This is a genomic window from Idiomarina sp. X4 (assembly GCF_002808045.1).
Lineage (GTDB): Bacteria > Pseudomonadota > Gammaproteobacteria > Enterobacterales > Alteromonadaceae > Idiomarina.
The window spans coordinates 2289085-2304225 of sequence record NZ_CP025000.1 but is presented as its reverse complement, the minus strand read 5'-3'; the positions used below and the strand labels follow the sequence as shown (position 1 = coordinate 2304225).

The window sequence follows — 15141 nt, the reverse complement described above, 5'->3', positions numbered from 1 at the left end:
TTATGCGCTTGCGGGTAACTTCAATTTTGCAGCCGCCGATGTGCATAACTTACTCGGTGTTCTGCCGTTGCGATTGCAATAGCAATTTAAGCTCACGAATTTCGTCCTGCAGCTCACGCATGGTTGGCTCAGGTCCCTGCTCTTCCTCAAGCTGCTGACGCAATTCTTCAGCTTCAGCCTGGCTCTCTTTGTCCATAACATTAACGACAATACCAATAACCATATTCAAAAAGGCAAAAGCCGTCAGGAATATAAACGTCATATAAAACAGCCAGCTCCATGGATACACTTCCATGGTTTCATATTGAATATCTGTCCAGTCTTCAAACGTCATAACCCTAAAAAGCGTTAACATAGACGTTGCAATGTTATCCCATAAAAACGGGTTGATATCTGCAAACAAATAACTGCCTACTGCGGCATAAATGTAGAAGATAATAAACATCAGCAAAACCACATAGCCCATTTGCGGCAAAGCTTTCAATAGAGAGGTAATAAGGGTGCGAAGCTCGGGGATAATAGAAATCATCCGAAGCACTCGGAATATTCGCACTAAGCGGGCTAAAAGCGCCAGTTCTGAGTCATTTATTGGTATCAGGCTGACCACAACAACTAAGGTATCAAAAACATTCCAGCCATTTTTAAAGAAGTTCTTTTTGTCATGGTCAGCAATAAAGCGGATACTAATTTCCACCACAAAAAAAACGGTAATAAACCAGTCCAAGCCCAACAATAGGTTATTAGCGATGCCCGGAAGCTCATAAGTTTTCGCACCAATTTCCAGTGCTGAAATGATAATGACAGCAATAACCGCAAACTCAAAAATACGATTACTTTTAAGCTCAAATAATTGTTTTTTTAGATTCTCGTACATGGTTTACACGAACACCCAAAATAAGACAACCGCAAGCACCAGGCGGTAAATAACATAAGGCCACATGCCAAAGTCGTTAAGACACTTCAAAAAGAAGTGAATGGCTGTAATTGCCGTTACAAACGAAGCCACACCGCCTACAATAAAGCCATGCCAGTCAACGGCTATCCCTTCGCTATAGATGCTTAGCAGCTTAATTAAAGCGGCCGCTGTCGTAATGGGTATGGCCATAAAAAAAGAAAACTTTGAAGCCGTTTCGCGATCAAGCCCCATGAATAACCCGGCAGTAATGGTCGCTCCAGAGCGCGACGTGCCAGGGATAAGTGCAACGGCCTGTGCTAAACCAACAATAATGGCGTCTTTTAAACCAATTGACTCGAGCTGGCGACGGCCCCGTCCCCACCGGTCAGCAACGGCAAGTAGTACTGCAAACACCACCGTGGTCGTGATAATCACCCATACCGCTCGCAATACCGTGTCAATATAGTCAAGCAGCAACACGCCAAAAACGCAGGCCGGAATGGTGGCAATAACAACCATCCAGCCCAATTTGCTTTGTCCGACATTTTGGCGAGCCGGAATTGAACGAAGCCCGTCCGTAAACAATGCGGCAACGTCTTTACGGAAATAGAGAATTACCGCCAGCAAGGTGCCTACATGCACTGATAAATCAAACCCAACACCCTGATCATTCCAGCCGGTCAGCACTGGCATGAGAATTAAGTGCGCTGAACTGGAAATGGGTAAAAACTCGGTAATGCCCTGCACTATCCCTAGTATGATGGCTTGCCACAGCTCCATTTAACGACTCGCTCTTTGTCTTTTATTGTCCAAAAATTGTTGAGCATTATAGACCGAACTGGACACCAACGTCATAGTTTTGCATGAAGTTTTTTAATGATGTTTTCCGCTTGTTCGTCAGCGACTAAAAAGCACAAGTTATGCCGACTAGCCCCCTGACAAATCAAGCGTATTGGCACCGGTGATGCCGCTTCTAACACCCACGGAGAGATATCCCCAAAGTGCCCAATATCGTTGCCAATGACTGCAATTAGGCTCAGTCCGCGTTCAATCGTTACTGTGGCAAATTCTCGCAACTCATCCAGCATAGCCTCCGGTAACATAGACAACCCATTTGCCTGAGAGCCTTCTTCGTCCAGAGTTAAAGCAATGCTGACCTCAGAGGTTGTCACCAAATCCACACTAATGTCATAGCGTGCAAGAATGTCGAACAAACGTGCTAAAAAACCCGTTGCGTGCAGCATATCGACACTATTCACCGTTAGTAATGTCTGGTTCTTTCGGCGCGCCAGTGCGCGAATCGAGGGACGTTCATCTGGCTCTGGCAAAATAAGCGTTCCGCCTTTTTCCGGGTAACGACTGTGACCCACAAAAACCTTAATCCCGCTTTCAATGGCCGGCTTTAAACTCTTAGGATGCAGTACTTTTGCACCAAAGGTCGCCAGCTCTGCAGCCTCGGCAAAGCTAATTTGCTCTAAGGGTCTCGCCTCGGAACAAATACGCGGGTCAGTAGTGTAAATACCTGCCACATCCGTCCAGATATTCAACTGCTCCGCGTCCATCGCAGCCGCCAGTATTGCTGCACTGTAGTCACTACCTCCGCGGCCTAAGGTTGTAGTGCTGCCGTCTTCGCTAGCACCAATAAAGCCTTGCGTCACTATCCTGGCACCTTCCGTTAAGCATGCTCGCAACGTAACGCAGTACTCCCGGGTTTTCTCTATATTGGGTAGCGCATTACCAAAGTTACTGTTTGTGACAAGCAAAGAGCGGGCATCTGCCACATCAGTAGTTACACCAGTCGCTCGCGACCAATAGGCTGAAAACAAGCGTGACGAGCACCGCTCGCCAAAACTTAAAATGTCATCGCGGCTCTGGCGCTGATGGCTTTCCAAAGCCGCCGGCGCTTGCTCTACCAACATACCTAATAACTGATGTAACTGTGCAAGATGATGATGCACCGCATCGTCTTTAGGCAATGCTGACGCTGCCTGCCAATGAATATTGACAATTTCATCCAATAAACGTTGGCGTTCAGTTTGTGTGTGAGAATGGCTGATTGCCACTAACCGATTAGTGACGCCGGCACAGGCACTGACTACAACCAAGGTTGGGTTATTCTGGCGTTCGACAACCTCGACACAAGCTTGTATCGACTCGGCATTGGCCATACTGGTACCGCCGAACTTTGCAACATGAATGGGTAACATAGTTTCCCCTGAACTGAATACAACAACGTTCAGAGAGCTTAAAAAGGAGGGTCTCCAGAAGCTCTCCACCTAACGGTGACAGCCGCAAGTGTTCAAACTCAACAGCCGACGCAAGCCATGCCATGCACTTGCGCCTCGGCGGTTACTCCCCTCACTTAGCTCTTTGGTAGATGGTTGCTAAGCTGCCTGAGTACCGCGCCTCTTCCAGACTCTAGTAAACCACAAAATGCGGTTTATATTCAATCTACGACTGCTTTAACGTGTCCATATCAATGACGAAACGGTACTTCACATCGCCTTTTTTCATTCGTTTGAACGCGTCATTAATGTTCTTAATATCCAGCATTTCAATATCACAGTGAATGTCATGCTCGGCACAGAAGTCCAACATTTCCTGAGTTTCAGGAATTCCACCAATGAGCGAGCCAGCTAAGACTCGACGCTTCATTACTAGTTGGCCAGCTTGTAAAGCAGGGTCTACCGGCTCCAGTAAACCAACCAAAATGTGCGTGCCGTCTACTTTCAGGCAGTTAATGTACGGATTTAAGTCATGCTGAACAGGCACCGTATCTAACAAGAAATCGAACGTTTCCGCCGCCGCTTCCATCTGCTTTTCATCGGTCGAGATAATAACGTGATCAGCGCCTTGCTTTTTCGCTTCGCTGACCTTACTTTCTGAACGAGTGAAAATGGTGACTTCAGCACCCATGGCTTTGGCAAACTTTACACCCATGTGACCTAAGCCACCCATACCAATAACACCAACCTTATGGCCTTCTTTCACGCCAAAATGGCGCAACGGTGAGTAGGTGGTAATGCCCGCACATAGCAGAGGAGCCGCTTTTGCCGCATCCAGTTTTTCAGGCACGCGCACCACGAAACGATCGCTGACCACAATTTTTTCGGAATAGCCGCCATAGGTAATGCTTTTATCGTGCAGGTCTTCACCGTTATAGGTTGGCACCATGCCGTTTAAGCAGTACTGCTCTAGGCCCTGAGCGCAAGAACTGCATTTGCGGCAAGAATCGACCATACAGCCAACACCAACCAAGTCACCTTCTTTGTAGTTGTTGACGTCTTTACCAACAGAGGTCACACGGCCAATAATTTCATGACCCGGAACCACCGGGTAGATGGTGCCGCCCCAGTCATTTTCAGCATAGTGAATGTCGGTGTGACATACACCACAATAAAGAATATCAATAGCAACGTCGTCACTTCTCAATTCACGACGCTCAATACCATAAGGGGCTAAACCTGACTGTTCAGATTCCGCTGCGTATGCCTTAGTCATAAAAACTCCTTCTTGAAACGGTGTATTACTTCTACTGTTCGTTTTGTCTTTTGGATTGCACCATAGCAGCCAAACACCTAGTATTTTAGCAACAATAACGACAATGAAAGGTTCAACGATGAAAAAGACACTGATTGCGGTTTCTATTTCTTTACTTCTAGGCGGTTGTGGCGAAGCGACAAACAACTCAGGCTCGGAAAGCGCTGGTTCCGTTATTAAGCAATCGTCCGTCTCTGAACAGCTTGATGCCATTTACAACAACTACTTTGAGCAGAACCTGAAGCTTAACCCGCTACTAGCGACATACATTGGCGACAAGCGCTATAACGACCTGCTGCCCAATTACTTGTCCGAACAACACATTGAAAAGCAACGTAAGTTAAACCAACGCTTCCTGGATAAAATATCCGGCATTAATGCCGAGCAACTCTCACGCAGCCAACGCATCAGCTACGACATTTTCAAACGTAAAATGGAGTTAGAGCTTGAAGGGCTGCAGTACCCGGAGCACCTTATTCCAATTAATCAGTTTTATAATCTGGCGGGTCGTTTAGCCATGCTGGGATCCGGTGAGTCGGCGCAACCGTTTAAAACGGTTCAGGACTATGAAAATTGGGCCTCGCGAATGGAACAAATTCCGCGCCTATTCGAGCAAGCCATTGCCAACATGAAAAAAGGCGTGGAGAAAGACATTGTTCAACCGCGCGTATTAATTGAAAAGGCCATACCGCAAATTACGGCACATATTGATAATAATGTGGAGAACACTCTCTTTTGGACGCCCATAGCCAATATGCCTGAGACTATTTCAGGCTCAGAAGCAGAGGCGATAAAGCAGCGCTATAAAAAGGTATTAAGCGATGCCGTAATACCTGCCTACAAAATGTTAGCCAGTTATTTGGAAGATCACTATTTACCTCATACTCGCACCGAAACTTTCGGTCTTGGCCAATTACCCGGCGGCGATGCCTGGTACCAACATAAGATAGAGGCCAATACGTCAACGCAACTTAACGCCGACCGCATTCATAAAATAGGAAAAAGCGAAGTGGCGCGCATTCATTCACAAATGCGAGACATTATGGAGGAAATTAAATTCGACGGTGACCTGTCACAATTCTTTGACTTTATGACCAACGACCCTCAGTTTATTTACGAAAGTCGTGAAGCAATGGTCGAGGACTACCGAGCACTACGCAGCACAGTTGATGAACGTGTTAGTAAGCTTTTCAATATTTTTCCGAAAGCCGACTACGAAGTCAGAAAAGTTGAAGAATTTCGTGAGCAGTCAGCCAGTTCAGGTTCTTATCAATCAGCACCTGCAGATGACTCACGCCCGGCAATATTTTACCTGAACACCTATGATTTAGGGTCACGCCCTAACTGGGCCAAAACCGCCCTGTTTTTGCATGAAGCAGCGCCGGGTCACCACTTCCAAATTTCCATTCAACAGGAGCTTGAAGACTTACCCGAGTTTCGTAAGTACGGTCGAGAAACCGCTTATACCGAGGGCTGGGGACTGTATTCTGAGGCACTCGGTTACGATTTAGGCCTATACGATGACCCATACCAACGCTTTGGCCAACTCGCTGCTGAATTGTGGCGCTCTATTCGATTAGTTGTCGATACCGGTATTCATTTCAAAGGCTGGTCGCGTCAGCAAGTGCTCGACTACATGTACGAAAATGCACCAGTTGCTGAAGCACGTGCTGTTTCGGAAGCAGAACGTTTCATGGCATTACCAGGGCAAGCACTGGCCTATAAAGTGGGTGAACTAAAAATCAGCGAGTTACGCCGCCGTGCCGAAAGCAAACTCGGCGACAAATTTGATATTAAGGCGTTTCACCGGGTCATTTTAGAAGACGGCGCTGTGCCACTTGTCATTCTGGAACAAAAAGTCAGACGCTGGATAGCCGAACGGCTTTAGAGTAAGTGGTCCACCGGCAGACGCGCAGTCAACCAAACCGTTAAGCGTCTGCCAATACCAGCGCCGGGCTCTTTATAGAGCTTTTGCGCCGGAATTTGGCTTTTATCCAACCAATACAGTTTATAAAAACGGTTCAATCTTGCTTCATAAGCACGCATAGGAAGCTCATGATCAAACATTGAGTTAATACGCTGTGCCATAGCGACCGACTCAATAATAATTCCGGATTCTGTATTGATCTGCGCTGATCGTGGATCGAAATTAAATGAACCTACGAAGACTTTGCTGCCGTCTACAGTAACGGTTTTGGCATGCAGACTTGACGCAGAGCGGCGAAAGTAAGGTTTCATGTCTTTTCGTAGTTTTTTCTCTTCCGTTCGGCGTAACTCAAACAATTTAATGCCTGCCAACAACAAACGACGACGACGGCGCTGATATCCTGCATGCACGGCCGGCACGTCGGTAACGGCTAATGAGTTTGTCAAAACACGTACTTCAACACCTTGCTCAGCTAAACTTTCTAATTCTTTTACACCGGTTGCCGTGGGGACAAAATATGGCGAGACTAACAAGATAGAATGAGTCGCAGAGCCGATGGTTTTGGCTATTTGCTGCGTTAACGAACGTTTAGGTTTTGAGGTCAAGTCCGCTTTTAAGGGGTCATCACTGACGACCTGCGCTGATGCTGAAAATTCAGGCAATGCTTTGGTATCATCATTTAACTGTTCGTCCGACAACACATACTTGTTTAAATCTTGCGTTTCCGGCTTGGACTCAAACACTTTCCATATTTCTTCAAACAGTCGACTGCGATGAGTTCGCTTTATCAAACCAACCGATTTAGACAGAGCGCATTGCCAATAATGACGCCAATCTTCCAGCACTTTAGCGACCACCGGACCTCGGGCAATAACATCCAAATCAGAAAAAAGCTGACCGGCATGAGTTCCGAAGTACTCATCACCAACGTTACGCCCGCCCACTATCGCTATTTGCTGGTCAATAACCAACGCCTTGTTATGCATACGTCGGTTCATACGCTTGAAATCGGTCAGCCAATTCACCCAGCGCCAGCGACGATGTCGAAACGGATTGAAAAACTTCACGTTAAAGTTGCTACGGCGGGATAAGTCACGCAACAATGGTTCTATGGGTCTGCTGTGATGATCATCCAGCAGTAAGTCGACAGTCACTCCCCGTTCTACCGCATTCAGCAGTTCCTTCAAGAGGGTTAACCCACTGGTGTCCGGCCGCCACAGGTAGTATTGCATCGCGATATGTTTCTTTGCGGAGCGCAGCAGTTTCACCCGCTCGATCAACGCCTGGTGCGCATCTGACAGCAGCTGAAACTGACTTACCTGTGCAACGTTAACCTTTGATGTCATCGTAGCTTTTCCATCGCCTCTTCAAGTCCTTCAATGGTCAGCGGGTACATGCGACCAGCCATTAAGTCGTTAATCATTCGAACCGACATATAGTACTGCCAGTATTGTTTAGGTTGCGGATTCAGCCAAGCCACTTTATCAAAATGTCGAGTTAAACGCTCCAGCCATGCCTGGCCCGGCTCTTCATTCCAGTGCTCGACACTGCCGCCCGGATAAGCTATTTCGTACGGGCCCATGGTGGCATCCCCCACAAACAACAGCTTATAATCCTCACCGTACGTTTGTATCAGCTGTTGGGTCGGAATTTGCTCTTCCCGGCGGCGACTGTTCGCGCGCCATACCCCTTCGTACACGCAGTTATGAAAATAAAACAGTTCTAAATGCTTAAACTCATTTTTCAATGCGGTAAATAGCTGTTCACATTGATAAATGTAGTCATCCATTGAGCCGCCAACATCCAACAGCAATATAATTTTAACGGCATTGTGACGCTCTGCCCGCCATTTTAAATCAAGCAAACCGCCTTTTCTTGACGTTGCAGCAATGGTTTCATCCAAATCAAGCTCTGATGCGGCGCCGGTGCGAGCAAACTGCCTGAGTTTACGCAACGCGACCTGAAACCCTCGTTGCTCTAATCTGGCATTTCGATCTAAGTCTTTAAATTCACGCCTGTCCCAGACCTTGGAGGCACTGCGATTACGATTGCCCTCCTGACCAATGCGAATACCGCCAGGGTGATACCCGTAAGCGCCAAACGGAGACGTCCCCCCGGTACCTATCCATTTTGAGCCACCCTGATGCCGTTTTTGCTGCTCTTTCAAGCGTTCATGAAAGGTGTTAATCAACTCTTCCAAACTGCCCAGCTGCTGAATTTTCTGCTTTTCTTCTTCACTGAGCTCTCGCTTTAACGCGTTTTCAAGCCAGTCGTTCGGGATTTTTTCAGCAACATCAGTTTTTGACACCTTTTCGACGTACTCGCCGAACGCCCGGTCAAACTTATCGTAGTAAGACTCGTCTTTTACCAGTATTAATCGCGACAAATGGTAAAACTGATCAACATCAGCAAACGCTAAATTAGCTTTCATGGCCGCCAGTAAATCCAGCCATTCGGTAATGCTGGTTTTTAAACCATGACGCCGTAATGTTTGGAAAAACTCAACAAACATGGCGACTACCGGCGTTTCATGCGGGCAAGTTCAGTGACTCGTTCAATGTCCTGCTCGTGTTTCAATAACGCCCCAGACAACGGTAAGAGGTCGCCAGTTTGCTGACTTTGCTGTAATTGTTCAGCATTGATATCTTCCGTCAGCAGCAGGCGCAGCCAGTCGAGCAACTCAGACGTTGACGGTTTTTTCTTAAGCCCCGGCACTTCACGCAAGTCAAAAAATAGCGACAAAGCCGCATCTATCAGCTCTTTTTGAATGTCCGGATAATGCACATCGACAATTTGTTTTAGCGTTGCCTCATCAGGGAACTGAATATAATGGAAGAAACAGCGTCTCAGAAACGCATCCGGCAACGCTTTTTCGTTGTTAGAGGTGATGAGTACAATCGGTCGCACCCTGGCCTTAACCTGCTCGCCTGTTTCATAAACATGAAAAGCCATTTGGTCCAACTCATGCAGTAGATCGTTAGGAAACTCCACATCGGCTTTATCAATTTCATCAATTAACAGCACAGGACGTCTGTCAGCGGTAAATGCCTGCCACAACTTTCCCGGGCGAATATAGTTGCTAATATCGTGAACCTTGTCGCTGCCTAACTGGCTGTCGCGCAAACGTGATACTGCATCATATTCATACAGCCCTTGCTGAGCTTTGGTCGTTGATTTGATAGACCATGTTAGTAATTCGGTATTTAAAGCATCGGCCAACTCTTCAGCCAAACGTGTTTTTCCGGTACCTGGCTCGCCTTTTAATAGTAAAGGCTTCTCCAATGTTACTGCTGCATTGACGGCTGTCGCCAGCTCTTTAGATACGACGTAAGAACGACTGTTAAACTCCATTCGGCGATCCTATTATCTGTTCTGACTTAAAAGTGATGCACATACTATCGCAAACGTTTGTGCAAGTGCGAGTTCTGACGAGCTTCGTAACGCTTAAGGGCCTGCGCAATATCCATTTTAACAAAGGGTTTAGTGACATAATCATCCATACCGGCGTTCATCGCTTGCTTGCGTGTTTCCGGGAAAGCATCCGCGGTTAGCGCCACGATATAAGGTTGCCTAATATTCATCCCCCGCAATTTCTGTGTCGCCTGCATCCCATCAATCCCCGGCATGTGTACATCCATAAAGAGTGCATCGTACGAATGTGTCGCAAACAATTTAAACGCCTGCTTAGCATCACTGACAATTTCCACTTTTTGCCCTAGCGATCTCAGCATTTCTTTAATAATTAATTGGTTAACTCTATTGTCATCAACAACCAGCACCCGGTGCGTGGATAAATTCGGTAACTCTTTTTTAAGCGCATGAGCACTAGCCCCACTTTGTGTTCTCATGGGCAGTTCAACAGTAAAGCAAGACCCCTCACCCGGCACGCTATCCACTCTGATGGTGCCATCAAGCAATTGCACAAGGCTACGAACAATAGCCAGACCCAAACCACTACCACCTTTTGGCCTGTTCAGTCCGTATTGTTCCTGCTCGAACAATTGCCAAATACGTTGTGTATCTTCTATGCCCAAGCCGGTATCTTTAACTTCTATAATGAGTTCGCCCGCATAACTCGACTCTTCGTTCCAGCGAGCCGAAAGACTAATTTCACCGGTTTCAGTAAACTTCATCGCATTGTTAACCAAGTTACTGACAACCTGAGCTGTACGCGACTGATCCATCTGTGTCACTGCCGGAATGTCATCGGCTATATTCAAAGTAAACTTGACGCCCTTATCGGTTATTGGCTTTTCAAATAAGTGCGCAATGTGTTCAAGCACTTTTTTCGGTGAGTGAGAGCCCAGTACCAGCTTTAACTGTCCTTCTTCTGCTTTGGTCAAGTCCAGAATGTCGTTCAAGGTGGTCAGCAGGTAATCGCCACTGTCTTTTATCGTCTCGACCAGCTCACTTTGCTTACTATCAAGCTCAGACGCTTCCAAAACCGAAGTCACGCCCAAAATTCCGTGCAGCGGTGTTCTTATTTCATGAGACATATTCGCCAAAAACACATTTTTAGCGTGCGCTGCGCGTTTGGCATCAAGCTCTGACCGTTTTTGCTCGGTCAAGTCAGTAACCGTTCCGGTGAAACGTGTCGCTCTGCCATTTTCGTCGTGCTCTATGACCTTCCCCCGGTCTAATACATACACCCAGCTGCCGTTTCTGTGGCGAATACGGTGTTCGCTCTCGTAATAAGGCGTTACCCCGTCAAGATGATTTTTAATCGACTCCCACACCCGCTCATAATCGTCCGGATGCAAAATACTGGACCAGTTGGCTACGTGCGCTTCCAGCTCGTGTAACTCCCACCCAAACATCTGCGCCCAGCGTTCGTTATACAGAGTCACACCGGTTTGCGGGTTCCACTCCCAGGTACCTAAGCGTGTTGCATCCAATAGCAGCTTTAAGCGGTTGCGTTCTGTTTCTAACGCCAGTTCTAATTGTTTACGCTCAGTAATATCAATAAGGTAACCGTACAAGTAATTAATGCCATTATCATCGGTCATCACAACCGTAGTATCAGACACCCAAATGTCGTGTCCCTGTGCATGCTTCAAACGATAGTCTTCATGCGTAATAGACTCGCCTGATTCAAGGCTTGTAAGCCGTTCAACTTCTTTCAAAACCCGTGGCAAATCTTCCTCGTGCACCAGTGACTTATACTCAATTTCCCGGCTTACCAGCCGGCTTTTAGGATAGCCCAATAAAGATTCAACGTTGTCAGAAACAAATAACACCGGCCAGCCGGGCACGTCTTCCCAGATAAAAAGACTCAGCCGCGTCCCTGCGTTCAACAGTGCAGCAAGGTTATCGTTTGAAATTGGCGTTTTCATGAAAGCGAGAATAGTCCTTATGAGTCAGGCAGTTTGCCCACTGAAAAACATAGTGTACACTGACGCCAACAATAACATAAAAATAACCAATTCCGGATGAGTCAGGCGAACGTCAACGAATGGCAAAATGCACTATTACAACAGGTTGATCAGCTCATTGAGCTGGCCAAAACTCGCCTGCCCGCTAAAAACAAACCCACAGTTCGCGGTCCTGAATACTGGCAGCGCTTTGCTAAACACCACTACGTGCGAGCAGCCGATTTAATGAAAGAGGGTCAGGCGTTTGAAGCCGCTAAGCATTTCCGCCGCGCCGCACTATTCGGACACAGCAAAGCCATGCTGTATTTGGGGCAAATGTTTATGCAAGGCCGCGATTTACCGCACAGCACTTTTCACGCGTGTTGCTGGCTGACATTAGCTGAAAATGCGGGTGAGGAAGGCGCAAGTGAACTGCTACAGTCACTGATCCACCAATTAACAGCGAAGCAACTTAATAGCGCCCGGCGCCTAGCCGCCGAGCGTTTTGAGCAGTTATGCGATGCCAGTTTTGACACTCATGGACTCTAAGCTAGCAATACACTACGGCGTCCACAGCTTTACTTTTTCTCTTAACGTGCCGTTTTCTACCCAGTCTTGTAGCTGGTCACCCATTCGGCGTCCAGCGTCAATTGCCTTACGCCAGTAATTCATGCGGGTTGCTGCATCTAAATTAGCAAAGTCGGTTCGGTCAGGAATTTTTCCGTAAGGTAACGACTTAATAAACGCCTCAGACGGACTAATGAAAATAACATTAGGCCACTTCTTGCCAGTAGTCCGACGCCAAGTAAGTCTCTTATCGAACCAACCCGGAATAACATCGCGATTAAAGTGCGGGTATAGCACCAAACCGTCTACATTGCTGAAGTCGAGGTCAAAGTGATAGTCCGTCACGCCACCGTCTCGATAAATGCCCTTCGGTGCTCCGGGAATGTCTTTAACACCGTCCAATACCAGAGGAATTGAGCCAGTGGCTAAAATAGCCGCCTGGAAGTTTTCTTTACTCAGAGCGACACGGGTAGTTGGTAAGTCACGCCAGTCTTTTGTGAACGCCGCATCTGAATCTGGGTGATGGAAAATAACACGTTCATAATAACGCCCTAGCCAACGTCGGTTAATGCCATTAGCTATCGCCGAGTTTAACAACCCAACAATTTGGCGCCGTGATTCGGATGCGGTCCAGCCACGACAACGAGCCACTATGAAATGGTGCCGAAACGCCGACTGCCCCAGTATCTCTTCAACGGCTTTGTCAGAAATGTATTTATCCAGCAATATTTTGGCTTCGCTGGTAATTTCCGCTCGGTCCGGCTTTTCACTGTAGGTTTGTGTGCTGTATAACTGACAAAACAAGTCACTGGCAGCGACGGGATCGTGCTGACCAAGCGCAGCAAAACGCCAAGCGCCTGCCGACGTTCCCAGCGTATTCAACGGTTTGTCATTGCCTTTAAAAAAGTCACCAAACATCCAGCGGTCGATGCCCTGCAACACAAACCACTTTGGCCCGCCAGAGGCCCCCAACAACAAGCCTATGTCGTCAGCGGTAAGTTGTTTTTCCTGAATGTGCTGATACGCGTGCGCACCGGCCTTAATATCTATCCAGTCGCTCATACTACTGTCCCTGATTTATAGTTGTTTTTTCCGTTCGGCAAGAATACCCAGTAAAAAGACAATGCCTATAGCACTGACGGCAACAAATTGAAGCGGTATTTGATGCAGCCAGCTGGCTAAAACCGGCGTAAACCAAACTAGCAACCAACCATAACCAAAGGCACACACCACCACAAATACTAAAGTTCTGAGTATGAAATGCCAATGCGCCACTTGGCGTTTTACCATTTTATTAATTTCATTACCGTAAATGACCAGCAACGTGGCCACAATCATCATCGCAATTTCATAAAAATGCGGACGAATCATCATTCCTAAATTATTAAGTAGCTGCTGCACGTCTTATTCTCCCTACCTAACGCCCGCTCGAGTATACGAATTTTCTTATATTTTCGCATCCCAAGTTTTTCCCGGCTTATGTTATGCTTTTGGCAAAATAGCATGACGACAGGACATTTAATGAAAGTAATCTCATTCAATATCAACGGCATTCGCGCACGTTTGCACCAGCTTCAGGCCGTTATCGATAAACACCAGCCTGATATCATCGGCCTTCAAGAAACCAAAGTTCATGACGACCAATTTCCTCTGGCTGACGTCGAGGCAATGGGTTACCACGTCATTTATCACGGCCAAAAGGGTCACTATGGCGTCGCTATGCTCAGTAAAAAGCCATTGGAAAACCCACAGTTCGGCTATCCAACGGACGACGAAGATGCACAGCGCCGTATGATTATGGGTGACTACCCACTCGATAGTGGTCAACGCGTGCGCGTATTGAATGGTTACTTTCCACAGGGAGAAAGTCGTGACCATCCCACCAAGTTCCCGGCAAAAGAGAAGTTTTATCAGGATTTAATGAATTACCTGAATACAGAGCTTTCTGCCAACGACCCGGTGATTGTTATGGGCGATATGAACATTTCGCGTATTGACCATGACATTGGTATTGGCGACAACAATGCCAAGCGCTGGCTGCGAACCGGCAAATGCAGCTTCTTACCAGAGGAGCGCGAGTGGATTCAAACACTGATGAACTGGGGCTTTCAGGATACTTACCGTTTGCTGAACCCGGACACGGACAACGAATTTAGCTGGTTTGACTATCGTTCTCGTGGTTTTGACGACAATCGCGGTCTGCGCATTGACTTAATCTTAGCCACAGAGTGCCTGGCAAAAAAATGCGAAGACACTGGTATTGACTACGAGTTAAGAGGTATTGAAAAACCGTCAGATCACGCACCGGTTTGGTCGACTTTCAAGGTTTAACGTTAATGCTCATGCGGCGGGAGCTGATCAAGTGCCTGCCGCAACACAATCGCTAAGTCCATATACCGAGGCGCTTTGTTATTGGCCGTTTTAACCGCAATGCCTTGCGCCTCAAGCTTCTTCCTAAGTTCAAAATACCAACGTTTCAGCTGCGGCTTCAGCTGTTGTTGTGAACGCCAACCTAACCAATAGATTCCCTGCAAGGGTAAACTCAACATTATCAGTGACAGCATAATACCAGTTGCCAGCTGTTCCTGCGGCAAAAACTGCCAAGTTAACACCGCATTAATCACCGCTATGCCGGGCACCCACTTTACCCCTTTGCGGGTCATAGGAATCACCCTGGATTCCGTCATTGCCGCCACCACAGAGTGGTGAGGCCATTTTTCGGAATAGGCTTTTCCGTCACGAAGTGTTTGAAAAAACGATTGACTCAACTGGATAACTCCTGAAAACGCTGCATAAATGATCAATTTACTGATTGCTGTACGATATTCGACCTCTAGAAATAACCCTTATTTTTCATTAGC

14 protein-coding genes and 1 riboswitch are annotated in these 15141 nt (G+C 47.1%); of the genes, 3 read left to right on the top strand and 11 right to left on the bottom strand.

The annotated features are described in order from the left end of the window. Window positions 1-49: 49 nt before the first annotated feature. From CWC33_RS11170 to CWC33_RS11155, 4 genes are all read right to left on the bottom strand, one after another. Complete coding sequence (locus CWC33_RS11170) at window positions 50-874, bottom strand: ion transporter (RefSeq protein WP_100691991.1); 825 nt, start codon at window positions 872-874, stop codon at window positions 50-52. 3 nt (window positions 875-877) lie between these two features. Further along, window positions 878-1675, bottom strand: coding sequence for an undecaprenyl-diphosphate phosphatase (locus CWC33_RS11165; protein ID WP_100691990.1), 798 nt, complete (start codon window positions 1673-1675; stop codon window positions 878-880). Window positions 1676-1746: 71 nt separating this feature from the next. Next, window positions 1747-3102, bottom strand: coding sequence for a lysine-sensitive aspartokinase 3 (gene lysC, locus CWC33_RS11160; protein ID WP_100691989.1), 1356 nt, complete (start codon window positions 3100-3102; stop codon window positions 1747-1749). 50 nt (window positions 3103-3152) lie between these two features. Further along, window positions 3153-3314, bottom strand: a riboswitch (Lysine riboswitch). A 32-nt stretch (window positions 3315-3346) separates the two neighbouring features. Next, window positions 3347-4396: an NAD(P)-dependent alcohol dehydrogenase gene (locus CWC33_RS11155; protein ID WP_100691988.1), complete on the bottom strand. Its 1050-nt coding sequence runs from the start codon at window positions 4394-4396 to the stop codon at window positions 3347-3349. Between the two features lie 118 nt (window positions 4397-4514). Between CWC33_RS11155 and CWC33_RS11150 the strand changes: the two genes are divergently transcribed. Next, entirely contained in the window at window positions 4515-6323 is a 1809-nt protein-coding gene (locus CWC33_RS11150; RefSeq protein WP_100691987.1) for a DUF885 domain-containing protein, read from the top strand. Here CWC33_RS11150 and CWC33_RS11145 read toward each other — a convergent pair. From CWC33_RS11145 to CWC33_RS11130, 4 genes are read right to left on the bottom strand one after another with little or no spacing between them, the layout of a single operon-like run. Further along, window positions 6320-7708 carry a phospholipase D-like domain-containing protein gene (locus CWC33_RS11145; protein ID WP_100691986.1) on the bottom strand — a complete coding sequence of 463 codons (1389 nt, stop codon included), beginning with the start codon at window positions 7706-7708 and terminating at the stop codon, window positions 6320-6322. The two genes, CWC33_RS11150 and CWC33_RS11145, sit on opposite strands and share 4 nt — an antisense overlap. Beyond that, a complete protein-coding gene (locus CWC33_RS11140; RefSeq protein ID WP_100691985.1) occupies window positions 7705-8874 on the bottom strand; it encodes a vWA domain-containing protein in 1170 nt (389 codons plus the stop codon). Before CWC33_RS11140 ends, CWC33_RS11145 begins: the two co-directional genes overlap by 4 nt. A 5-nt stretch (window positions 8875-8879) precedes the next feature. Continuing rightward, window positions 8880-9713 carry an AAA family ATPase gene (locus tag CWC33_RS11135; RefSeq protein ID WP_100691984.1) on the bottom strand — a complete coding sequence of 278 codons (834 nt, stop codon included), beginning with the start codon at window positions 9711-9713 and terminating at the stop codon, window positions 8880-8882. A 44-nt stretch (window positions 9714-9757) separates the two neighbouring features. Continuing rightward, complete coding sequence (locus CWC33_RS11130) at window positions 9758-11695, bottom strand: hybrid sensor histidine kinase/response regulator (RefSeq protein ID WP_100691983.1); 1938 nt, start codon at window positions 11693-11695, stop codon at window positions 9758-9760. Window positions 11696-11791: 96 nt separating this feature from the next. Here CWC33_RS11130 and CWC33_RS11125 point away from each other — a divergent pair, with 96 nt between their 5' ends. Continuing rightward, window positions 11792-12262 (top strand): hypothetical protein, encoded by a 471-nt coding sequence (locus CWC33_RS11125; protein ID WP_100691982.1) that lies wholly within the window; start codon window positions 11792-11794, stop codon window positions 12260-12262. Window positions 12263-12274: 12 nt separating this feature from the next. Here the strand turns inward: CWC33_RS11125 and CWC33_RS11120 are convergent, their stop codons facing one another. After that, complete coding sequence (locus tag CWC33_RS11120; RefSeq protein WP_100691981.1) at window positions 12275-13342, bottom strand: alpha/beta hydrolase; 1068 nt, start codon at window positions 13340-13342, stop codon at window positions 12275-12277. A 15-nt stretch (window positions 13343-13357) separates the two neighbouring features. Further along, window positions 13358-13681, bottom strand: coding sequence for a DUF3392 domain-containing protein (locus CWC33_RS11115; RefSeq protein WP_100691980.1), 324 nt, complete (start codon window positions 13679-13681; stop codon window positions 13358-13360). Window positions 13682-13801: 120 nt separating this feature from the next. Here CWC33_RS11115 and xthA point away from each other — a divergent pair, with 120 nt between their 5' ends. Continuing rightward, the gene (xthA, locus tag CWC33_RS11110) at window positions 13802-14611 is read left to right on the top strand and encodes an exodeoxyribonuclease III (protein WP_100691979.1); all 810 of its coding nucleotides are present in this window, start codon (window positions 13802-13804) and stop codon (window positions 14609-14611) included. Between the two features lie 2 nt (window positions 14612-14613). On the opposite strand, the gene yfbV is transcribed toward xthA, so the two are convergent. Continuing rightward, window positions 14614-15048 (bottom strand): terminus macrodomain insulation protein YfbV, encoded by a 435-nt coding sequence (gene yfbV / locus CWC33_RS11105; RefSeq protein ID WP_100691978.1) that lies wholly within the window; start codon window positions 15046-15048, stop codon window positions 14614-14616. Window positions 15049-15141: the final 93 nt, after the last annotated feature.